We start from the raw sequence: 21828 nt of genomic DNA on the forward strand, positions 1-21828 counted from the left end.
CGATCAGCTCGTGCTTGGCGGTGGGGCGCTGCAGCTGCCACCAGCCGAGCGCGCTGAGCACGCCGACCATCAGCAGCGCGATCAGCGTCATTCCGGCGGCGGCGCGCCTGGTCGTCGAAGTCGTCATGTCGAATCGCGGCCGACCAGGCGGCCTTCCTGCGCCTTGTGATGGAATTGCAGGGCGATCAACAGCGCCTTGATCGACCGCAGCGGCAGCAGCGTGGTGATCAGCACCATCGGCAGCCACAGCGCAGCATGCACCCAGAATGGCGGCTGATATTTGACCTCGACGATGAGAGCCGCGCACACCACGATGGCGCCGCCGATCAGGATCGTGAACACCGCCGCGCCGTCACCGACGTCGATGAAAGCGTAGTCGAGCCCGCAGACCTCGCAGTTCGGCCGCAACGTCAGAAAGCCGCCGAACACCTTGCCCTTGCCGCAGCGCGGACAGCGGCACGCGATGCCGCGCAAGGCCGATTGCAGGACGGTGGGGGACGGATCTGTCATTCGCTTACTCCGTCATTGCGAGGAGCGAAGCGACGAAGCAAGCCAGCTCCGTGCACTGCGCCTGGATTGCTTCGCTTCGCTCGCAATGGCGAAGTTCGGCATGCGTTACTTCTCTACCGCCCAAATGCAAAAAGGGCGGCCATTGCGGCCGCCCCTTTGTATCACCTTTGCGTTCCCTAGTGGCCGCCGTGTGCCATGGCCGAGGCACCGTTGCCCCAGACGTAAATGCACACGAACAGGAACAGCCAGACCACGTCGACGAAGTGCCAGTACCAAGCGGCGAACTCGAAGCCGAGGTGCTGCTGCGGCGTGAAGTGGCCCTTGTAGGCGCGGATCAGGCAGACCAGGAGGAATATCGACCCGACCATGACGTGGAAGCCATGGAAGCCGGTCGCCATGAAGAAGGTGGCGCCGTAGACGTTGCCGGCGAACGAGAATTCGGCGTGGCTGTATTCGTAGGCCTGGACGCAGCTGAAGATGACGCCGAGCGCAATGGTCAGGATCAGGCCGTACTTCAGGCCCTTGCGGTCGTTGTGGAGCAGCGCGTGATGCGCCCACGTCACCGTGGTGCCCGAGGTGAGCAGGATCAGCGTGTTGAGCAGCGGCAGATGCCAGGGATCGAAGGTCTCGATGCCCTTGGGCGGCCAGACGCCGCCGAACAGCGCTTCGCGGGTGGCATGCACCGGATCGGCCGGGAACAGCGCCGAATTGAAGAACGCCCAGAACCAGGCGACGAAGAACATCACCTCGGAGGCGATGAACAGGATCATGCCGTAGCGATGGCTGATCTGCACCACGCGGGTGTGATCGTGCTTGTGTTCGGCCTCATTGATGACGTCGCCCCACCAGCTCGCGGCGGTGTAGAGGACGCCTATCAGGCCGACTCCGAACACGATCGGAGCGCCCTGATACATGTGATGCATCCAGGACACCGCGCCGACCGCCATGACAAAGGCCGCGAACGAACCGACGAACGGCCACGGGCTCGGATCGACGAGATGGTAGTCGTGTTGCTTGGTATGCGCGGTCGCCATGTTCCCCTCCGCTCCTATACCGGGCGCTTGCGCCGCTCCGGCGTTTTCGATCGCGGCTTACGCCGCGTTAGAGATTGCCCTTGCGCTTGTCCGAATCCCCGGAAGCGACCGGCTTCGGCGCCGGATCGCGAACCGGATAGTAGGTGTAAGACAGCGTGATCGTCTTCACCGTGTCGTTCTCGCTGTCGGCCGCGAAGGCCGGGTCGACGTAGAACACCACCGGCATGTCGCGGGTCTCGCCCGCTGCCAGGGTCTGCTCGGTGAAACAGAAGCAGTTGATCTTGGTGAAGTAGGCACCGACCGTCAGCGGCGTGACGTTGTAGGCGGCCTGACCGGTGGTCGGATGGTTGGCCAAATTGGTGACGCGATAGTAGATCGTCATCACCTTGCCGATCGGCACTTCGATCGAGCGCTGCTCCGGCTCGAACTTCCATGGCAGGCCATTGACGTTGGAGTCGAAGCCGACCGTCACGGTGCGGCTCAACGGCGCGCCCGTCGGCGCCGCCTTGGCTACTTGCGTGGTGCCGTTGAAGCCGGTGGTGCGGCAGAACCAGTTGTAGAACGGCACGGCCGCATAGGACGCGCCGATCATCAGCGCGACGACGAAGCCGCAGATCGCCGCCACCGAGGTATCGCGGCCGAGCCTGGCGCGACGCGGCGCGGGGGGCTGGTCGGAGTCGTTGTGCAGCTGTTCGTCCATCACATCGGCCTGTTGAGAACCGCGGGACCCTTGACCATGGTCACCGCGAAAAACAGCACCACCAGCACGAACAGCGCCAGCGCGATGGCGATCGAACGCTCACGCTGGCGCTTCTTCTGCGCTTCCGTGAGGACGATGCCGGGCCGGCGCGGCTGCTCCATCGCGTCGCTCCTCAGGCGATCATGCGCCAGGCGGCCGCGACGGCCACCTCGACGAGCAGGATCGCGAACAGCGCGAACAGATACAGGATCGAGAACTTGAACAGGTTGCGCGAGGCGCGCAGCGCCGCGCTGCCGGTGCGATTGCGATAGACACGCACCGCCAGCACCAGCATCCATGCGCCCAGCGCCAGCGACGCAACGCCGTAGATCGCATCGAAGTAACCCAGCGGCCACGGCGCGGCGGCGACCGCCACCAGCACGATGGTGTAGAGCAGGATCTGCAGGCGGGTGTTGTCCGGGCCGGCGACGACCGGCAGCATCGGCACGCCGGCGCGGGCGTAATCGTCGTTGCGGAACAGCGCCAGCGCCCAGAAGTGCGGCGGCGTCCAGAAGAAGATGATGGCGAACAGCAGCAACGGCTCGACCGACAGCGAGCCGGTGACCGAGGCCCAGGCCACGACCGGCGGCAGGGCGCCGGCGGCGCCGCCGATGACGATGTTCTGCGCCGTCGAGCGCTTCAGCCACATCGTATAGATGACGACGTAAAAGAAGATCGTGAAGGCCAAGAGTCCGGCGGCAATCCAGTTGACCAGGATGCCGAGCGTCACCACCGAGAAGAAAGCCAGCGTCAGGCCGAAGGTCAGCGCCTCCGGCCGGGTGACGCGGCCGCGCGGGATCGGCCGGTTGGCCGTGCGCGTCATCTTGGCGTCGATGTCGTCCTCGTACCACATGTTCAGCGCGCCGGACGCGCCGCCGCCGACCGCGATGCAGATCAGCGACGTGATCGCCAGCACCGGGTGGAAACTGCCCGGCGCCATCAGCATGCCGACCAGTGCGGTGAACACGACCAGTGACATCACCCGCGGCTTGAGCAGCGCGATGTAATCCGCAACGCCCGCTTCGGAGATCCGCGGGGGCGCCAACGACAGATCATTGGTGTCGAGAACCGACAATCGAATTCCTCTCGAGTTCCGTGCCATGCGCCACCGCCACGGCGGCGGCGCATGGGAGTTCTAGCAGCGTTACCGGACCTGCGGCAGCACTTCAAATTGATGGAAGGGCGGCGGCGACGACAGCGTCCATTCCAGCGTGGTGGCGCCGGCACCCCACGGATTGTCGGCGGCCTTTTCCTTGCGGATGAAGGCGAGCGCCATCCCGTACAGGAAGACCAGCACGGCGAAGCCGGAGATGTAGGAGCCGATCGAGGACACCAGATTCCAGCCGGCGAACGCATCCGGATAGTCGACGTAGCGGCGCGGCATGCCCGACAGACCGAGGAAGTGCTGCGGGAAGAACACCATGTTGACGCCGATGAAGGTCAGCCAGAAGTGCAGCTTGCCGATCGTCTCGGAGTACATGTAGCCGAACATCTTCGGGAACCAGTAGTACCAGCCCGCGAAGATGCCGAACACGGCGCCGAGCGACAGCACGTAGTGGAAGTGCGCGACGACGTAGTAGGTGTCCTGCAGCACGCGGTCGACGCCGGCGTTGGCCAGCACGACGCCGGTGACGCCGCCGACGGTGAACAGGAAGATGAAGCCTACCGCCCACAGCATCGGCGTCTTGAACTCGATCGAGCCGCCCCACATCGTGGCGATCCAGGAGAAGATCTTCACGCCGGTCGGCACCGCGATCACCATCGTGGCGGCGACGAAGTACGCCTGCGTCGCGCTCGACATGCCGACCGTGTACATGTGGTGAGCCCACACGACGAAGCCGATCACGCCGATTGCCACCATGGCGTAGGCCATGCCGAGATAGCCGAACACCGGCTTGCGCGAGAAGGTCGAGACGATCTGGCTGATCATGCCGAAGGCCGGCAGGATCAGGATGTACACTTCGGGGTGACCGAAGAACCAGAACAGATGCTGGAACAGCAGCGGATCGCCGCCGCCTTCGGGCGAGAAGAAGGTGGTGCCGAAGTTGCGGTCGGTCAGCAGCATGGTGATGGCGCCGGCTAGAACCGGCAGCGACAACAGCAGCAGGAACACCGTCACCAGGATCGACCACACGAACAGCGGCATCTTGTGCAGGGTCATGCCCGGCGCGCGCATGTTGAAGATCGTGGTGATGAAGTTGATGGCGCCCATGATCGACGACGCACCGGCGAGATGCAGCGCCAGAATGGCGAAGTCGACCGCCGGACCCGGATGGCCCGAGGTCGACAGCGGCGCATACATGGTCCAGCCGGCGCCGACGCCGTTCGACGACGGCTCGCCCTCGACGAAGGTCGAGATGATCAACAGCGCGAACGCGGCCGGCAGCAGCCAGAACGAGATGTTGTTCATGCGCGGGAACGCCATGTCTGGCGCGCCGATCATCAGCGGCACCATCCAGTTGCCGAACCCGCCGATCATCGCCGGCATCACCATGAAGAAGATCATGATCAGGCCGTGCGAAGTCACGAACACGTTGTAGGTGTGGCTCTCGTGGAATATCTGCACGCCCGGATACATCAGCTCGATCCGGATCGCGATCGACAGCGCCGCACCGATGATGCCCGCGATCAGCGCGAACACCAGGTACATCGTGCCGATGTCCTTGTGGTTGGTCGAGTACAGGTAACGGCGCCATCCGGTCGGATGCGCATGGGAGTGGTCGTCATGCGCGTGGTCGGAGTGGGCAACCCTTGCAGCTTCCATTGTCATTTTCGTATCCCGACTTGAACCTTGTTGGGCCTTACGGTCCGCGTTCGACGTCTTGTCCTGTACTCGTCAGCGCGTCGTCGTGGCTGCCGATGCGTAGGAAGTGGCCCGCTCGCGCGACGCGGTCTGCTGCTTCTGTTTCCAGGCGGCGTATTCCTGATCGTTCACGACGTGCACGACGATCGGCATGAAGGCGTGATCCTTGCCGCACAGCTCCGAGCACTGGCCGTAGAACTTGCCTTCCTTGGTGGCTTTGAACCAGGCCTCATTGAGGCGGCCCGGGATGGCGTCGATCTTCACGCCGAACGACGGGATCGCCCACGAGTGAATGACGTCGGCCGCCGTGGTCTGAATGCGCACCACCTTGTTGACCGGCACCACGACTTCGTTATCGACGGCGAGCAAACGCGGCGGCACCGGATTGAGCTTCGAGCGCTCTTCGTCGGTCAGCATGATCGATGTGAAGTCGATCTTGTCGTCCGGATAGTTGTAGCTCCAGTTCCACTGGTTGCCGGTGGCCTTGATGGTCAGGTCCGGCTTCGGAATGTCGAGCTCGAGAAAAAGCAGGCGGAACGACGGCACCGCGACCGCGACCAGGATCAGCACCGGAACGATCGTCCACGCCACTTCGATCAGCGAATTGTGCGTGGTCTTGGACGGCACCGGATTGGCCTTGGCGTTGAACTTCACCACCACGATGACCAGCAGCGCCAGCACGAACAGGGTGATGAAGGTGATTAGCCAGAGCAGGAAGTTGTGGAACCAGACGATGTTCTCCATCACCGGAGAAGCCGGCTGTTGGAGAGTGACTTCCCACGGCGCAGGCTGACCAACTCCGGCGGCCGATGCGGCTCCGCCGATCGCCAGCATTCCTCCCACGATCGCCAAGCCCAGCAATTGCCGGCCCGCGCGGCTCATCGACATCGTCATGCCGCCTTCGCTCCCTTTTTTCCTCTTCGGACTTCGCAGGAACGGAGCCCGATGCCCTTTTCGACTCGCGTACGGCGCGAGTTCGTGAGAACGCTTCTCAATTGTTCTAAAATCACACTTCTCTAAAGCCCGCAATGCACTATTGGACTTTCGGCTAGGCTTCCCGGTGGTTTGTTCAGCCTGCCGGCACAACTGCCAAACGTCCGATCAAAGGTGCCCTGGTATTGTGAGGCGAACTTGACAGCCACAAGCGTGGATGTAGGCACAGCAGACCCTCGTCACGTGGGTCTGATTCGGGCGAGCCGGTCTCGCCTTGGTCGCGCCGTCATTGCCGGACAGTTCAGCTCGCGTCACCTGCATCGACGGCAAGCTTCAATTGCCTGCTCTACAACTTTTGGGATCGCCCTGATGGGTCCAGCCAGACATACGCCCCTTCTCCGCCGCTCGCTGCTTGCTGTGCTGCTGGCGGGGCTCGCCGGCGTTTTCGCAATCATCGCGCCGACCGAGCGTGCTTTGGCTCAAGGCGCCGTTCGCTCGGTGCACGGCGACTGGCAGATCCGCTGCGATACCCCGCCCGGCGCCAAGGCTGAACAATGCGCGCTGATCCAAAGCGTCGTGGCCGAAGACCGCTCCAATGCCGGCCTCACGGTGATCATCCTCAAGACGGCCGATCAGAAGAGCAAGCTGATGCGGGTCGTGGCTCCGCTCGGCGTGCTGCTGCCGTCGGGCCTTGGATTGAAGCTCGACAATGTCGATGTCGGCCGCGCCGGCTTCGTGCGCTGCCTGCCGAACGGCTGCGTCGCCGAGGTGGTGATGGACGACAAGCTGCTCGGCCAGTTGCGCACCGCCAAGACCGCGACCTTCATCATCTTCGAGACGCCCGAAGAGGGCATCGGCTTCCCGCTCAGCCTCAACGGCCTCGGCGAGGGCTACGACAAGCTGCCGTAACGGTTATCCGCATCAGCCGTTTCGGCCGCCCGCGTAATAGTCGAGCAGCCGACGCGCCCCGTCCGACGTCCAGTCCGCGTCTCCGACCAAATAGCCGGCGATCCGTCCCACGCGGTCGACGATGTACGAGATCGGCATGCCATAGCGGCCGAACGGCACGCCCGGGTTGTCGTCGTTCGCCGCACGCGCGATACGCGCCTCCGGATCGAGATAGATCTCGAGTTGGCGGATATTCAGCTTGCGCAAAAAGGGCGCGACGACGGCGCTGCCCTGCAGATCGAGCGACACCGCGATCACTTGCAGATCCCGACCGCCGGCTGCCTGTTGCAGGCGATCGAGGCTGGGCAGTTCGGTCCGGCACGCCGGACACCAGGTCGCCCAGAAATTGACCAGCACCACCTTCCCGCGAAACGCATCGAAGGTGACGGTCCCGCCGCCCAGCCGCGTCATCGGAACAGGGGGGACCATGCGCTGAGGCCGCAGCACCGTGAACTGATATCGCGCGTTGCCGAACGGCGGAGGATCATCCAAGCCGGCGGCAGCGGCACGACCGCCGACGAGCGTGGCGGCCCCGCCGAGCACCCTCCGCAACACGCGGCGCCGCGTGACATCGCGGCCCATCATCGGGCTCCCTCGCGGTGTTGGTTGGGATAATCCCGAACGGACATCAGGGCCGCAAATAGGACCATCCGGCCTCCTGCAACTCGATCAGCCTGACCACACCGGACGGCACCGATCGCGCACCTTCGACGAGGGACAATGCATGTCCCTCGTTTCTTTCCATGATGGCGATGGTGTTGCCGCACGCGCTGAACACCACGTCGGGATAGCTCACGTGCAAGAAATGCAGCAGATCCTTCACCGGCGAGGTGTCTTCCCTGAACATGTTGACGCCGGGACCGTAGGCGACGATTTCGACGGCCGCAGGTTCGTTGCGGTCGCCGTAGGCTTTGAGGATGTTGAGGCTGTTGGTAATCGCGTGTCTCATGATGGTCGGATCGTCCGAATTGACCTGCAGCGCGACGCGGTGGACCTGCGGCCTCGTCGCGACCTGACCAGGCGTGTGCAATTTCGAGTCCTTCGGACTCGCCGCACAAGCATCGATCAGCACCAGCGTCACCGACATCGGCACCAGAAAGGCCAGACCGAACATCACCGCCGTGGCCCATCGGCTGCGCGGCCAGCCCAGTTCGGGCATCAGCGAAGCCGACTGGGGCTCGCGGACGCGCCGGGCAGGACTGCCGCGATATCGCTGCGCTTTGCGTAGATCACCAAAGCGTTCAAGGCGAGCAGCACGACGGCAGGCACGGGGGAGCCGCCGATCACGAAGAGGTGCGCGATCGTCGCCCCGATCATCACGCAGCTGAGAACTAAGGCGCCGAACGCACCGAGCGATGGAATCAGCAACAGGCAGGCGCCGAGCAGTTCGAGCGTCCCAGTGACATAGCGAAACCACTGGCCGAGGCCGATATGTTGAAACTCCTCGACCAACATAGGCACACCGTAGAGCTTGGCGCCGCCGGCTGCGATGAACACAGCTGCAAGTAGCCCCCTGATGATCCAGAGTGCGACGGACGACAGCCGGGATGACTTCGATGGAATGGCGACAGACACGAAAACCTCCTGAATTGCAGCCGACGCGCGTGGGCGCTGCCGGCGAACTGTCCAAATTCAGGATTACGACTTAGGATCGGAACGACAAGTAGGATGGTTTTTGTGAGGCAGTACGCAAAACATGACTAATGATCACGACGGCGGCCCCACCGCGGAAACGCCCTGCCAGGGCGGCGCGTCGATCACGATGCATCACGTGCTCGGCGTCCTCGCGGGCAAGTGGAAACGAGAGATCCTCCTGACCCTGGTGCGGGGCAAGCAGCGCTTCGGAGCACTCAGGCGTGCGATCCCCGGTGTGACCCAGCACATGCTGACCACGCAACTACGCGATCTCGAAGCCAACGGCCTGGTGAAACGCACCGTTTATGCCGAGATACCGCCGCGCGTGGAATACGAGATGACGCCGTCCGCCGAGGCGCTGCGACCGGTGTTCGAGGAGTTGTTCAAGTGGGCGCAGGAGCACGGCTTCCCAACCGGGCCACAACCCCAGGCAACCTCCAGAGACGACAAAGCGGCAGGTCAGCCGCCCGCGTCGCATCATTACTAAGCGAGCGCCGCGGTGAGCCGCGCTCGTCATGATCGGCGCAACTCACAAGGGCAACCTGGGCGGCCCTTGTGAGCCTAAGGTGAGAACGTCAGACCAGCGTCAGCTTGACGTCGATGTTGCCGCGGGTCGCGTTCGAATACGGGCAGACGATGTGAGCGCGATCGATCAGCGTCTGGGCCTGCTCGCGATCGACGCCCGGAAGGCTGATCTTGAGCTCGACCTCGATGCCGAAGCCGGTCGGAATCGGACCGATGCCCACCGTGCCGGTGACGCTGACGTCCTTGGAGATCGGCAGCTTGTCGCGGCCGGCGACGAACTTCATGGCGCCGATGAAACAGGCCGAATAGCCGATCGCGAACAACTGCTCCGGATTGGTGCCGGCGCCACCACCTCCGCCGAGCTCCTTCGGCGTCGTCAGCGCGACATCCAGATAGCCGTCGCTCGAGACGCCGCGGCCGTCGCGGCCTCCGGTGGCGGTGGCAGTGGCGCGGTAGAGAACTTTTTCGACTGACATGGTGGTCTTCCTTTCGAGGGGTGGAGGTTCAAGGAGAGCTGGGTTCAGTTATCTCGTGCGCGTTAATATCGCACGCGATCTAATTGGCGGTGAAGCGCGGCAGTCCGGGGGGGCTCTCCATCAGGCAGCCTGAAACAGATTGGCGCGAACTTTGGTGAGCTTGTTGCGCAGCTCCACGATCTCGTCGAGCGAGCCGCCCATCGCGGCACCGAGGCAGTCGGGCACATGCTTGAGCTGCTGACGCAGCGCGCGGCCCTCGTCGGTGAGGCCGACGATCACCTGGCGCTCGTCCTCGGCTGAGCGACGCCGGCTGATCAGCCCGCGCGCCTCGAGCCGCTTCAACAGCGGCGTCAGCGTCGTCGTCTCGAGATAAAGCTGATCGCAGATCTCCGACACGTTGACCCGATCTTTCTCCCACAACACCAGCATCACCAAGTACTGCGGATAGGTGAGATCGAATTCGCGAAGCAGGCCGCGATAGACCTTGTTGACCCCAAGCAGCGTCGAATACAGCGCGAAGCAAAGCTGGTTCTCCAGCTTCTGCTTGTCGGGGCTGCGCGGCGCGCGGGAGGATGGCGAGGGCGACTTCATGACGGTGATTTATATCGCGCGCGATATCTTTGCAAGCGATCGATTTCGGCGATGGCCTGAAGTTTGATCACGTCATTGCGAGGAGCGAAGCGACGAAGCAATCAAGCCGGGAGCACGGACCTGGATTGCTTCGCTTCGCTCGCAACGACGGAGAACACGAGGCCACATGAACAAACCCTAATTTGCTTTGAAAGGGTCTTGGTTGATGATGTGTCCGCCGCAGGCTCTCGCAGAACGCCTGGAGACCGCCTATCTTCCTCCCCGAACAACATCGGGAACTCACCTCATGACCAACCCAGCCCAGACCTCCCTGCTCGACCGCGCCAAGCTCGATCGCGATGAGGTGCGGCGTGAACTGATGCGGGGGCTGCAAGGCGCGGACGACGGTGAATTGTTTCTGGAATACAGCCAGACCGAGGCGCTGGCGTTCGACAACGGCCGGCTGAAGCAGGCGACCTACGACACCGCGCAGGGCTTCGGTCTTCGCGCCGTGAAGGACGACGCGGTCGGCTACGCGCATTCCTCCGACGTGTCGCTGCCGGCGCTGATGCGCGCGGCCGACGCAGTGGCGGCTGTGCGCAGCGATTACAGCGGCACGCTGGCGGTGGCGCCGGCGCACACCAATGTGCGGCTCTACGGCGACGACAACCCGCTCGACGCGCCCGGCTTCGAGGCCAAGGTCAAGCTGCTCGGCGAGATCGACGCTTATGTGCGCGACAAGGATCCGCGGGTGCGGCAGGTGTCGGTGTCGGTCGGCGCCACCTGGCAGGTGGTCGAGATCCTGCGCCCCGACGGCGAGAGCTATCGCGACATCCGCCCCCTGGTGCGGGTCAACGTCTCGGTGGTCGCTGGCCAGGGCGACCGCCAGGAGAGCGGCTCCAAGGGCTATGGTGGCCGCGAGCCTTATGCGCGCTTCATCGAGACCAAGGCGTGGCGCGAAGCGGCCGACGGCGCGTTGCGCGAGGCGCTGGTCAACCTCGAATCGGTTCCGGCTCCGGCCGGCGAGATGGACGTGGTGCTCGGCCCCGGCTGGCCGGGCGTGATGCTGCACGAGGCGGTCGGCCACGGCCTCGAGGGTGACTTCAACCGCAAGAAGACCTCGGCCTTCGCCGGCCTGATGGGCCAGCAGGTCGCCGCCAAGGGCGTGACAGTCGTCGACGACGGCACCATCTCGGCACGGCGCGGCTCGCTGTCGATCGACGACGAGGGCACCCCGACCAGCCGCACCGTGCTGATCGAGGACGGCGTGCTCACCGGCTACATGCAGGACCGCCAGAACGCCCGGCTGATGGGCATGAAGCCGACCGGCAACGGCCGGCGGCAGTCCTATGCCCACGTGCCGATGCCCCGCATGACCAACACCTACATGCTGGCCGGCCAGCGCGACCCGGCCGAGATCCTCGCCTCGGTGAAGAACGGCATCTATGCGGTGAACTTCGGCGGCGGACAGGTCGACATCACCTCCGGCAAATACGTCTTCCAATGCACCGAGGCCTACAAGATCGAGAACGGCAAGATCGGCGCTCCGCTGAAAGGCGCGATGCTGATCGGCAACGGTCCGACCGATTTGCACCGTATTTCCATGATCGGTAACGATCTGCAGCTCGACGACGGAATCGGCACTTGCGGCAAGAACGGCCAGGGTGTGCCGGTGGGCGTCGGCCAGCCGACGCTGCGGATGGACAGAATTACGGTCGGAGGCACTGGCGGATGAGCGACGCGGCGGAAAAGACTTCGGAAGGCGGAACGCTGCGGCGCTGGGCATCGCAACTGACGCAGCTCGCCGCCGTGGTGGCGATCGTGCTGGTCGGCAAGGCCGCGCTGGCGGAGCCGTTCTACGTGCCGTCCGGCTCGATGGAGCCGACGCTGTTGATCGGCGACGCGCTGCTCGCCTCGAAATATCCCTACGGCTACTCCAGCGCGTCGCTGCCGATCCATGTCGCCTTCCCCGAAACCAGCCGGGTGTTCGGCTCGACGCCGCATCGCGGCGATGTCGTGGTATTTCGCTGGCCCGGCGACCGCTCGCAGGTCTGGGTCAAGCGCGTGGTTGGCCTGCCCGGCGACCGCATCAAGATCGACGGTGGCATTGTCAGCATCAACGGCGTCGCCGCCCAGGTGAAGCCGGACGGCACCGGCCGCGCCGAAGACGACGACGGCGCTTACCAGACCGCGGCGCGCTACATCGAGACGCTGCCGGGTGGCGTGTCGCATCCGATCTTCAAGCTCTACGACAACGGCCGGCTCGACAACATGCCGGAAATCACCGTGCCGCAGGGCGATCTGTTCGTGATGGGCGACAACCGCGACAATTCCGCCGACAGCCGCGTCAGCGTCCGCGACGGCGGCGTCGGGCTGCTGCCGATCGACAATCTGGTCGGCCGCGTCGACGCCGTGGTGGGCTCATGGAATCCTGCCGTGCGCAGCCAGCCGATCACCGACTGGCTCTCCGGCTTCCGCGTGGCGCGGTTCTTCACCAAGGTGCATTGAGAGGAAAGATTGCGTAGCCGCCAAGGCGCCACGCACTTACCTTCGTCATGGCCGGGCTCGTCCCGGCCATCCACGTTTTGTGCGCTACTACGTCAGAAGTTCGTGGATGCCCGGCACAAGGCCGGGCATGACGGCGCGAGTGTTAACTTGGCCCAGAATTGCGCGGGCTGCCCTACCGCACCACGCCCGAGAAGAACCCGGGCTTCCTACGCGGCGGCTTGATTTCTTTCTTCAGGAAACAGCGCGGCGCGCGGCCGACGTAGCCCGGGCGGGCGTAGGTCCAGGCGCGGCATTTGTCGTCGCCTTCGCAGGCCGCCTTGCAGGCCTCGTCGCCTTCGCCGGCTTTCATTTCGAAATTGCGGTAGTCACCGCCGGCACGGTCGATCGACGCTTCGACAGTACCCGAGCGCGGCTCCAACACGCCCGCGCCGCGGACGCCGGAGACGCAGCAATTACTCGGAGCCAGCGGCGGCACGTTGCTCTTGAGCCAGCAGGTCGCGCCTTCATCGGGCGACGACGGATAGGCGAACGTCCAGGACCGGCAACGGCGATCGCGCTCGCACATCAGCGCGCATTCGGCCGGATCGCCGCTGTGCAAGGTCGAATGCTGGTAGTCGCCGCCCGGCCGGTCGAAATTCGCCTGCGCCCGTGCCTCGTGCGCGTGCAATGCCGCCGCAGCCACGGCGAGCATGAGCAAACACGCCCTGAGCAGGCCGGCTAACCGCATCGACACCTTTCCGATCGCATGACGGAACCCGCAACTCCGGCTGCGGTTCCCTGGCGCCATCAGAGAGGGCGCCACCTGTATGGCGGATGAACGGGCCGTCAGGGCAGTCTGCCGCTCAGAATGCGTACTCGTCGTAAGCCGGATCGACCGAGCCGTGCCAGGCGCCATTGTACTTGTCGAGCATCTCCTCGGCCGGCGTGCGGCCCGACTCGATGATGCGATCGAGCGCGGCGAGATGCCGCGACTCGTCGATCCCGAATGCGTCGAGGCGAGCGCGCCGGCGCAGGCCGGCATGTGCCAGCACCATGCAGTCCTTGGCGATCTCGTAGAGGAAGCGGTTGCGGATGCGGGCCTTGAAGCCGAGCCGGGGCACGTCGTCGCGCAGCGCCTGACGTTCCCAGGCTTCCCAGCCCTTCACCAGCTCCCAGGCCGCGTCGAGGCTGGCGTCGTCGTACAGCAGGCCGACCCAGAACGCAGGTAGCGCCGGCAGCCGGCCCCACGGCACGCCGTCGGCACCGCGCATCTCGAGGTAACGCTTCAAACGGACCTCGGGGAAGATCGTCGACAAATGATTGGCCCAGTCCGACAGCGTCGGACGCTCACCCGGCATCTTGTCGTTCTTGCCGTCGAAGAAAGCGCGGAACGACGAACCCGACACGTCGATATACTGATCGCCGCGCTTGACGAAGTACATGGGCACATCGAGCGCGTAGTCGACCCAGCGCTCGAAACCCATGCCGTCCTCGAACGCCCAGGGCAGCATGCCCGAGCGGTTGTTATCAGTGTCGCGCCAGACCTCGGAGCGGAACGACAGGAAGCCGTTGGGCTTGCCCTCGGTAAAGGGCGAGTTGGCGAACAGAGCCGTCGCCACCGGCTGCAGCGCCAGCGACACGCGCAGCTTCTTGACCATGTCGGCTTCGGAGCAGAAGTCGAGATTGGTCTGCACCGTACAGGTCCGGTACATCATGTCGAGGCCGTAGCGACCGACCTTCGGCATGTAGCCGGTCATGATCTTGTAGCGGCCCTTCGGCATCACCGGGATCTGCTCGCGCGACCACGACGGCGTCAGGCCGAGGCCGAGGAAGCCGATGCCGAGCGGGGTGGCGACCTCGCGCACCTGCGCCAGATGCGCCATCAGCTCGGCGTGAGTCTGGTGCACGGTCTCGACCGGCGCGCCCGACAATTCGAACTGTCCGCCCGGCTCCAGCGAAATCGCACCGCCGCCGGTGACGTCGTGCAGCCCGATAATGTTCGGGCCTTCCATGATCGGGTCCCAGCCGAGCAAAAGCTGCATGCCTTCGAGCAGCGCGCCGATGCCTCGCGCGCCTTCGTACGGAACCGGACAATGGCCTTCGAGAGTGAACGGCGTCTTCTCGTGCTCGGTGCCGATGCGGAATTCCGACGCCGGCTTGATGCCCGCTTCGAGCCACGCGACGAGTTCGTCGCGCGAATTCAGCGGCGTCATATCGATCTGGTCACGCGCCATGGGATTTCCGAAAAGATTGAAGACAGCGCCGGCCACCCGAGGGGCCAGGCAAGGATCGGGGACCGCGGGCGGCAGCGGCCGCGCCGGCGAGGGGTGAGTGGGATATCATCGGGCCGCGACGGAGTCTCGCGCGGCGAGCGCAGCGCCGTCGCAGGCACAACCGAGCCGGTCGAGCAGGCCGCACAGCCGCGCAGCGTCGGCGTCGGACAGTTTCGATCCGACATGCTTTTCGATCGCAGCCGAATAGGCGGCCCACATCGTCTTCTGCAACTCGCGCCCCGCTTCGGTGATTTTGACGAACTGGCCGCGCTTGTCGATGTCGCATTCGCGGCGCACGACCAGTCCCTCCTCGACCAGCCGGTCGATCAGCCGGGAGGTGGAATATTGCGGGATCAGCATGTGCTTTTCGAGCTCGACCGGCCGCATCACACCGTCGGCCGCGCGCGACAGCTCGAGCAGCGCATCATACCAGGCGAGCGGCGGGAATCCGGCCTTCTTCAGATCGTGTTCGACCGCATCCAGCACCCGGCTGCGCACCCGCATCAAGCGGGTCCAGGCAGCCGTGGCCTCGGTCGACGGTTTCCGTTTCATCGCTCCGCTCCACCCGCGCAGCCCGATCCTAGCGCGCTTGATGCAGTTGCATCAATCTTGACTGTTCCATGCGATCGCATTTAATCGCCCGGCCGCAGTTTACCAAGATCCCCGGCCAGGAGAGACCCATGAAGCTGTATTATGCCCCGGGCGCGTGTTCGCTGTCGCCCCATATCGCGCTGAGCGAATCCGGCCTGCCGTTCGAGCTGGTCAAGGTCGACCTTCGTGCCAAGAAGCTGGAGAACGGCGACGACTATCTACAGGTCAATCCGAAGGGTTCGGTGCCGGCGCTCGGCCTCGACGACGGCAGCGTGCTGACCGAAGGCCCGGCGATCGTGCAGATGATCGCCGACAAGGTCGGTGGCGGCAAGCTTGCGCCCGAACTGGGCAGCAACGAGCGTTACCGCCTGCAGGAATGGCTGAACTTCATCTCCACCGATCTGCACAAGAGCTTCGGCCCGCTGTTCTCGCCGGTGCTCGGCGACGACGCCAAGCAGTTCTTCAAGGACCGCATCGCCAAGTACCTCGCCTATGCGGACAAGCAGCTTGCCGGCAAGGACTACCTGATGGGCACGCAGTTCACTGTCGCGGACGGCTATCTGTTCGTGATCCTGAACTGGTGCGACCGGATGAAGATCGACCTGGCGCCCTACCCGAACCTCACCGCCTACAAGGCGCGTATCGCCGCGCGGCCGAAGGTGCAGGCCGCGCTGCAAAGCGAAGGGCTGCTGCAGAAGGCCTGAGGCTTTTCGTCATTGCGAGGAGCGCAGCGACGAAGCAATCCAGCGCAGTGCACTGAACTGGATTGCTTCGCTTCGCTCGCAATGACGGAGCGGGGACGTTGGGGAAAGACAAAAGGGCCGGATCGCGATGATCCGGCCCTTTTTATTTGTAACCGGAGTGAGGCGTGGCCTCGCCGCAGCGGTAGCGCAACCTCTCCCGCATGCGGGAGAGGTCGACGCGCGAAGCGCGGCGGGTGAGGGCACTCGGCTCCGCGGGTTGCTGACTCAGTGCTTGGGGCGCCCTCACCCCAGCCCTCTCCCGCACGCGGGAGAGGGAGCGCGCTGTGCTTGGGGTCGTTACGCCGCGGCCTGCTTCTTCGGGGCGAAGCGGTGGTAGAAGGTGTCGCCGGTCTTGGCCATGTCTTCGAGCAGCTTCGGCGGCGTGAAGCGCGAGCCGAATTTGCCCTCGAGCTTGTGGCACAGCGCCACGAACTCCTTGGTGCCCATGAAGTCGATGTAGCTCAGCGTGCCGCCGGTGAACGGCGCGAAGCCGAAGCCGAGGATCGAGCCGACGTCGGCTTCGCGCGGATCGACGATGACGTTGTCCTCGACGGTGCGCGCCGCTTCCACCGCCTGCACGGCGAGGAAGCGCTGCTTCAGCTCCTCGACGTCGATCGTGTCGGGATCGAGGTGCTTGGGCTGCAGCGCGGCGATGCCGTCCCACAGGCTCTTCTGGCCCTTACCCTTCTCCGGATAGACGTAGAAGCCCTTGCCGTTCTTGCGGCCGAACCGGCCCTGCTTCTCGACCAGCTCGACCATCAGCTTCTTCTGCTGCTGATCGACCGCCTGAGCACCGAGATCGGCTTCGGTCGCCTTCATGATCTTCAGGATCAGATCGAGCGCGACTTCGTCGGCCAGCGACAGCGGGCCGACCGGCATGCCGGCCATCTTGGCGGCGGTCTCGATCATAGGCGCCGGGACGCCTTCCATCAGCATCTCGAGGCCTTCGGCGGTGAAACGCAGCACGCAGCGATTGGCGAAGAAGCCGCGCGAGTCGTTCACGACGATCGGGGTCTTGCCGATCTGGCGGGTGTAGTCGAGCGCGGCCGCCAGCGTGGCGTCGCTGGTGTTGTTGCCGAGGATGACTTCGACCAGCATCATCTTCTCGACCGGCGAGAAGAAGTGGATGCCGATGAACTTCGACTGATCCTTGAACTCTTCGGCCAGCGAGTTGATCGGCAGCGTCGAAGTGTTGGAGGCGAAGATCGCGCCTTCCTTCAGCAGCGGCTGCGCCTTGGCGTAGGTCTCGGCCTTGACCTTGCGATCCTCGAACACGGCCTCGATCACCAGATCGGCATCCGAGATCGCATTGAAGTCCGCGGTCGCGGTGATGCGCGACATCAGCGCCTCGGCGTCGGCCGGCTTGGCGCGGCCCTTCTTAATCAGCCCGTCGATCACCGACTGGCAATGCGCCTTGCCCTTGTCGGCGCTCTCCTGGTCGCGGTCGATCAGCACGACCTCAATGCCGGCCTTGGCCGACACGTAGCCGACGCTGGCGCCCATGAAGCCGGCACCGATGATCGCGAGCTTCTTGACCTTGGTGGGCGGCACGCCCTGCGGACGGCGCGCGCCCTTGTTGAGCTCCTGCATCGACAGGAACAGGCTGCGGATCATCGCAGCGGCTTCCTTGGTCTGCAGCACGTGGGCGAAGTAACGCGACTCGATGCGGAGCGCGACGTCCATCGGCACCTGCAGGCCTTCATAGACGCAGCTCATGATGGCGCGGGCGGCTGGATAATTGTCGTAGGTCTCGCGGCGATAGAGAGCGTTGCCGGCCGGGAACATCATCATGCCCTGCTTGGAGAACACCGGGCCGCCGGGCAGCTTGAAGCCCTTCTCGTCCCATGGCGCCACCGCCTTGCCGCCGGCCTTGATCCACTCCTTGGCGGTGGAGATCATTTGATCAGCCGGCACGATGGCATCGACCAGTTTCAGCGCCTTGGCCTTGTCGAGCTTGAGCTGATCACCCTTGAGCAGGATCGTCATGGTGTTCTGCGGATCGACGATGCGGGCGATGCGCTGGGTGCCGCCGCCGCCCGGGAACAGGCCGACCTTGATCTCGGGCAGGCCGAGGCGCGTTTTGGGATTATCAGCAGCGACGCGATGATGGCAGGCCAGCGTCACTTCGAAGCCGCCGCCGAGCGCCATGCCGTTGATCGCCGCGACCCACGGCTTGCCACCGGTCTCGATCGCCCTCAGCGTCTGCGACAGCTTGCGGCTCTCGTCGAACAGCATCTTCTGGGCGGCTTCCTCGCCCTTGTCTTTTTGATCTGACCGAACTGCTGGGTCATCGCCTCGAGCATCGACAGATCAGCGCCGGCGCAGAACGCTTCCTTGGCGGAGGTGATCACTACGCCCTTGACCGCCGCATCCTTGGTGGTCTGCTCGACGATCCCGGCGAGTTCCTCGATGGTCTTGGCATCGAGCACGTTCATCGAACGCCCGGGCAGATCCCAGGTCACCAGCGCAATGCCGTCGGCGTCGGTCTCGATCTTGAAGTTGCTGTAGCTCATCGGCTCGGGCTCCACAGGTTATTACGGTTTGTATCAAATGACATCGGCGAACTAATCGCGTTGCGGCCGTGTCGACTTAACGTTGCGGTAGAGAAGGACGTCTACGGTCGAGATTTCCTCATGCCGCATGAAAGGTCACTCATGAGTTCTGTTTGCGCCGGATGCCAGGATGGCATCTCGGTTCCGTTCGAGATGAAGATGGCGTTCCAGCCGATCGTCGACCTCAGCGCGCAGCGGGTGTGGGGCTACGAAGCGCTGGTCCGCGGGCCGAACGGCGAACCCGCCGGCATGATCCTGTCGCAGGTCACCGACGAGATGCGCTACCGGTTCGACCAGGCGGCACGCGTGCTGGCGATCGAAACCGCCGGCAGACTTTTCAACGATCCCTGCGCGCGGCTGTCGATCAACTTTATGCCGAACGCGGTTTACGAGCCGAGCGCCTGTATTCAAAAGTCGCTCGCCGCCGCCAAGCGCGCCCAGTTCCCGCACCGGAACCTGATGTTCGAGTTCACCGAGAACGAGCGGATGACGGACGTCGCGCACGTCAACAAGATCATCGAGGCTTACCGCGCGCTCGGCTTTCTCACTGCGCTCGACGATTTCGGCGCCGGCTATGCGGGCCTTGGCCTCTTGGCCAAGCTGCAGCCCGACCTGATCAAGATCGACATGGAAGTGCTGCGCGACATTCATCTCAACCGCGCCAAGCAGGTGATCGTCGCCGGCCTCGTCGGCATCGCCCGCGAACTCGACATCCGCGTGCTGGCGGAAGGCGTCGAGAACGAACAGGAATGCACCGTGCTGCGCGCCGCCGGCATCTCGCTGTTCCAGGGTTATCATTTCGCCAAGCCTGCTCTGATGGCTCTGCCCGAGGTGCCGATGCTGAACTCTGCAATCGAGGTCAGAGCGGCCGGTTAGTTCGCGCCGGCAAGTAGGGTGGGCAAAGGCGCGAAGCGCCGTGCCCACGCTTACTTCTGAGACCGGAATGGTGGGCACGCTTCGCTTTGCCCACCCTACGGCGTCAGACGCGCTCGATGATCGTCGCGGTGCCCATGCCGCCGCCGATGCACAGCGTCACCAGGGCAGTCGACTTGTCGGTGCGCTCGAGTTCGTCGAGCACGGTGCCGAGGATCATCGCGCCGGTGGCGCCGAGCGGATGGCCGAGCGCGATGGCGCCGCCGTTGACGTTGATCTTGTCGTCCTCGATCTCGAACGCCTGCATGTAGCGCAGCACGACCGAGGCGAACGCCTCGTTGAGTTCGAACAGATCGATGTCGCTCTTCTTCATGCCCGAGCGCTCGAACAGCTTCTTGGTGACGTCGACCGGACCGGTCAGCATCATCGCCGGCTCGGAGCCGATATTGGCGAAGGCGCGGATCTTGGCACGCGGCTTCAGGCCGTGTTTGTCGCCGGCTTCCTTGCTGCCGAGCAGCACCGCACCGGCGCCGTCGACGATGCCGGACGAGTTGCCGGCATGGTGCACGTAGTTGACCTTCTCGATTTCCGGATGCGACTGGATCGCCACCCCGTCGAAGCCGCCCATCGCCGCCATCGCGGCGAACGACGGCTGCAGCTGCGCCAGCGACTGCATCGTCGTTGAGGGGCGCATGTGCTCGTCCTTGGCCAGGATAGTCAGGCCGTTGATGTCCTTGACCGGCACTACCGACTTGTCGAAGCGACCTTCGTCCCAGGCCTTGGCGGCGAGCTGCTGGCTGCGCACCGCGTAGGCGTCGACGTCGTCGCGCGAGAAGCCGTACTTGGTCGCGATCAGGTCAGCCGAGACGCCTTGCGGCATGAAGTAGGACGGCACCGCCATCGACGGGTCCATCGGCCAGGCGCCGCCCGAGGCGCCGATGCCGATGCGGCTCATCGACTCCGCGCCGCCGCCGATCACCAATTCGTGCTGACCGCTCATGATCTGAGCCGCGGCGAAGTTCACCGCATCGAGACCCGAGGCGCAGAACCGGCTGATCTGCACGCCCGGCACCGCCTCGCCGAGACCCGCGTTCATGGCGGCGAAGCGCGCAATATCCGAACCGGCCTCGCCGACCGGATCGACCACGCCCATCACCACGTCGTCGACCACGTCCTTCGGGAGATTGTTACGCTCCTTCAGCGCCTTCAGCGGCACAGTGGCGAGCGCCAGCGCGGTGACTTCGTGCAGCGAGCCATCGGCCTTGCCGCGGCCGCGCGGGGTGCGAACGTGATCGTAGATATAGGCTTCGGGCATGGGGTGTTCCTCAAATGAAGCTGTGACGCGCTGTGGCGCGCGATGTTTTCGAGGTGTCATCGCCCGGCTTGACCGGGCGACCCAGTATTCAAGTGCGTCGCGGATAAGCCGCTGGCGCAGGGGTTACTGGATCCCCGCCTTCGCGGGGATGACAGTAAGTGATCGTCAGAACGCTTCCGCCGGCAATTCCATCACCGTGCCGCTGCCGGCCTGGATGCGGGACAGATGCAACGCGGTGCCCGGCAGCGTCCGCTCCGCGAAGAAGCGGCCGGTGACGAGCTTGGCGGTCAGATAGGGCGTCGCGCCGCCTGCGGCAATCTTGTCTTGCGCCGCCTTGGCCATCTTGGCCCACATGTAGCCAGAGGCAACCAGGCCGAACAGGTGCATGTAGTCGGTGGCGCCTGCGCCAGCGTTGTCGGGCGCCGCCATGGCGTTCAGCATCAGCCAGGTGGTGGCTTGCTGCAGATGACCGAGCGCGGTCGACAACGGACCGACGAACGGCTTCATCGCCTCGTCGCCGCCATGCTCCTTGGCGAAGGCGCCAACCTCGGCGAAGAACGCCATCACGGCGCGGCCGCCGTCGCGCGGCAGCTTGCGGCCGACGAGGTCGAGCGCCTGAATGCCGTTGGCGCCTTCGTAGATCATGGCGATACGCGCATCGCGCACGACCTGCTCGACGCCGTTGGCCTGGATGTAGCCGTGGCCGCCGTAGATTTGCTGCGCCGCGACCGCATTGGCAAAGCCGACATCGGTCAGGACGCCCTTCAGCACCGGCGTCATCAGGCCGAGATGATCCTCGGCCGCCTGGCGCTCCTGGCATC

Annotated in this window: 23 protein-coding genes and 1 pseudogene; 6 read left to right on the forward strand and 18 right to left on the reverse strand. The window is 64.6% G+C overall.

The genetic code is table 11. The annotated features are described in order from the left end of the window. Nucleotides 1-123: 123 nt before the first annotated feature. From I5M_RS14295 to coxB, 7 genes are all read right to left on the reverse strand, one after another. Nucleotides 124-510 (reverse strand): DUF983 domain-containing protein, encoded by a 387-nt coding sequence (locus tag I5M_RS14295; RefSeq protein ID WP_022722017.1) that lies wholly within the window; start codon nt 508-510, stop codon nt 124-126. Between the two features lie 176 nt (nt 511-686). Further along, nucleotides 687-1544, reverse strand: a complete 858-nt coding sequence (locus I5M_RS14300) for a cytochrome c oxidase subunit 3 (protein WP_022722018.1) — start codon at nt 1542-1544, stop codon at nt 687-689. A 67-nt stretch (nt 1545-1611) separates the two neighbouring features. Next, entirely contained in the window at nt 1612-2244 is a 633-nt protein-coding gene (locus I5M_RS14305) for a cytochrome c oxidase assembly protein (protein WP_022722019.1), read from the reverse strand. Then, nucleotides 2244-2405: a hypothetical protein gene (locus I5M_RS14310; protein ID WP_022722020.1), complete on the reverse strand. Its 162-nt coding sequence runs from the start codon at nt 2403-2405 to the stop codon at nt 2244-2246. Before I5M_RS14310 ends, I5M_RS14305 begins: the two co-directional genes overlap by 1 nt. Before the next feature lie 11 nt (nt 2406-2416). After that, nucleotides 2417-3358 carry a heme o synthase gene (locus I5M_RS14315; RefSeq protein WP_022722021.1) on the reverse strand — a complete coding sequence of 314 codons (942 nt, stop codon included), beginning with the start codon at nt 3356-3358 and terminating at the stop codon, nt 2417-2419. 69 nt (nt 3359-3427) lie between these two features. Next, entirely contained in the window at nt 3428-5053 is a 1626-nt protein-coding gene (gene ctaD, locus I5M_RS14320; RefSeq protein WP_022722022.1) for a cytochrome c oxidase subunit I, read from the reverse strand. A 66-nt stretch (nt 5054-5119) separates the two neighbouring features. Next, a complete protein-coding gene (gene coxB / locus I5M_RS14325; protein ID WP_022722023.1) occupies nt 5120-5980 on the reverse strand; it encodes a cytochrome c oxidase subunit II in 861 nt (286 codons plus the stop codon). A 408-nt stretch (nt 5981-6388) separates the two neighbouring features. Here coxB and I5M_RS14330 point away from each other — a divergent pair, with 408 nt between their 5' ends. Further along, nucleotides 6389-6928: an invasion associated locus B family protein gene (locus I5M_RS14330; protein WP_022722024.1), complete on the forward strand. Its 540-nt coding sequence runs from the start codon at nt 6389-6391 to the stop codon at nt 6926-6928. 12 nt (nt 6929-6940) lie between these two features. On the opposite strand, the gene I5M_RS14335 is transcribed toward I5M_RS14330, so the two are convergent. Genes I5M_RS14335 through I5M_RS14345 form a run of 3 tightly spaced genes read right to left on the reverse strand, consistent with a single transcriptional unit; the run spans nt 6941 to nt 8542 of the window. Continuing rightward, nucleotides 6941-7549 (reverse strand): TlpA disulfide reductase family protein, encoded by a 609-nt coding sequence (locus I5M_RS14335; protein WP_244432004.1) that lies wholly within the window; start codon nt 7547-7549, stop codon nt 6941-6943. A gap of 46 nt (nt 7550-7595) precedes the next feature. Then, nucleotides 7596-8126 (reverse strand): hypothetical protein, encoded by a 531-nt coding sequence (locus tag I5M_RS14340; RefSeq protein WP_022722026.1) that lies wholly within the window; start codon nt 8124-8126, stop codon nt 7596-7598. Continuing rightward, nucleotides 8126-8542 (reverse strand): DoxX family protein, encoded by a 417-nt coding sequence (locus I5M_RS14345; protein ID WP_022722027.1) that lies wholly within the window; start codon nt 8540-8542, stop codon nt 8126-8128. Before I5M_RS14345 ends, I5M_RS14340 begins: the two co-directional genes overlap by 1 nt. A 121-nt stretch (nt 8543-8663) precedes the next feature. Here I5M_RS14345 and I5M_RS29790 point away from each other — a divergent pair, with 121 nt between their 5' ends. Further along, the gene (locus I5M_RS29790; RefSeq protein ID WP_022722028.1) at nt 8664-9089 is read left to right on the forward strand and encodes a winged helix-turn-helix transcriptional regulator; all 426 of its coding nucleotides are present in this window, start codon (nt 8664-8666) and stop codon (nt 9087-9089) included. Nucleotides 9090-9177: 88 nt separating this feature from the next. Here I5M_RS29790 and I5M_RS14355 read toward each other — a convergent pair whose 3' ends face one another. Both I5M_RS14355 and I5M_RS14360 read right to left on the reverse strand, forming a co-directional pair. After that, nucleotides 9178-9603, reverse strand: coding sequence for an organic hydroperoxide resistance protein (locus I5M_RS14355; RefSeq protein WP_022722029.1), 426 nt, complete (start codon nt 9601-9603; stop codon nt 9178-9180). 120 nt (nt 9604-9723) lie between these two features. Beyond that, nucleotides 9724-10194, reverse strand: coding sequence for a MarR family winged helix-turn-helix transcriptional regulator (locus tag I5M_RS14360; RefSeq protein ID WP_022722030.1), 471 nt, complete (start codon nt 10192-10194; stop codon nt 9724-9726). 286 nt (nt 10195-10480) lie between these two features. On the opposite strand from I5M_RS14360, the gene tldD reads away from it, so the two are divergent. Both tldD and lepB read left to right on the forward strand, forming a co-directional pair. Further along, nucleotides 10481-11908: a metalloprotease TldD gene (gene tldD / locus I5M_RS14365; RefSeq protein WP_022722031.1), complete on the forward strand. Its 1428-nt coding sequence runs from the start codon at nt 10481-10483 to the stop codon at nt 11906-11908. Further along, nucleotides 11905-12681, forward strand: coding sequence for a signal peptidase I (gene lepB, locus I5M_RS14370; protein ID WP_022722032.1), 777 nt, complete (start codon nt 11905-11907; stop codon nt 12679-12681). Before tldD ends, lepB begins: the two co-directional genes overlap by 4 nt. Before the next feature lie 172 nt (nt 12682-12853). Here the strand turns inward: lepB and I5M_RS14375 are convergent, their stop codons facing one another. From I5M_RS14375 to I5M_RS14385, 3 genes are all read right to left on the reverse strand, one after another. Then, entirely contained in the window at nt 12854-13372 is a 519-nt protein-coding gene (locus I5M_RS14375; protein ID WP_022722033.1) for a PAN domain-containing protein, read from the reverse strand. A 151-nt stretch (nt 13373-13523) separates the two neighbouring features. Next, nucleotides 13524-14894: a glutamate--cysteine ligase gene (locus tag I5M_RS14380; protein ID WP_022722034.1), complete on the reverse strand. Its 1371-nt coding sequence runs from the start codon at nt 14892-14894 to the stop codon at nt 13524-13526. Between the two features lie 105 nt (nt 14895-14999). Continuing rightward, on the reverse strand, nt 15000-15485 hold the full coding sequence (locus tag I5M_RS14385; RefSeq protein ID WP_022722035.1) for a MarR family winged helix-turn-helix transcriptional regulator: 486 nt from the start codon (nt 15483-15485) through the stop codon (nt 15000-15002). Nucleotides 15486-15613: 128 nt separating this feature from the next. Here I5M_RS14385 and gstA point away from each other — a divergent pair, with 128 nt between their 5' ends. Further along, on the forward strand, nt 15614-16228 hold the full coding sequence (gstA, locus tag I5M_RS14390) for a glutathione transferase GstA (RefSeq protein WP_022722036.1): 615 nt from the start codon (nt 15614-15616) through the stop codon (nt 16226-16228). 336 nt (nt 16229-16564) lie between these two features. Here the strand turns inward: gstA and I5M_RS29795 are convergent. Then, nucleotides 16565-18780, reverse strand: a pseudogene (locus I5M_RS29795) (3-hydroxyacyl-CoA dehydrogenase NAD-binding domain-containing protein). A gap of 141 nt (nt 18781-18921) precedes the next feature. Between I5M_RS29795 and I5M_RS14400 the strand changes: the two are divergent. Further along, the gene (locus I5M_RS14400) at nt 18922-19695 is read left to right on the forward strand and encodes an EAL domain-containing protein (protein ID WP_022722037.1); all 774 of its coding nucleotides are present in this window, start codon (nt 18922-18924) and stop codon (nt 19693-19695) included. A gap of 103 nt (nt 19696-19798) precedes the next feature. Here I5M_RS14400 and I5M_RS14405 read toward each other — a convergent pair whose 3' ends face one another. Next, nucleotides 19799-21007: an acetyl-CoA C-acetyltransferase gene (locus I5M_RS14405; protein ID WP_022722038.1), complete on the reverse strand. Its 1209-nt coding sequence runs from the start codon at nt 21005-21007 to the stop codon at nt 19799-19801. 165 nt (nt 21008-21172) lie between these two features. Continuing rightward, nucleotides 21173-21828, reverse strand: a 656-nt coding sequence (locus I5M_RS14410; RefSeq protein ID WP_022722039.1) for an acyl-CoA dehydrogenase C-terminal domain-containing protein, incomplete at its 5' end; no start/stop codon positions are given.

Origin of the sequence: Rhodopseudomonas sp. B29 (genome assembly GCF_000333455.1) — a bacterium.
Taxonomy (GTDB): domain Bacteria; phylum Pseudomonadota; class Alphaproteobacteria; order Rhizobiales; family Xanthobacteraceae; genus Rhodopseudomonas.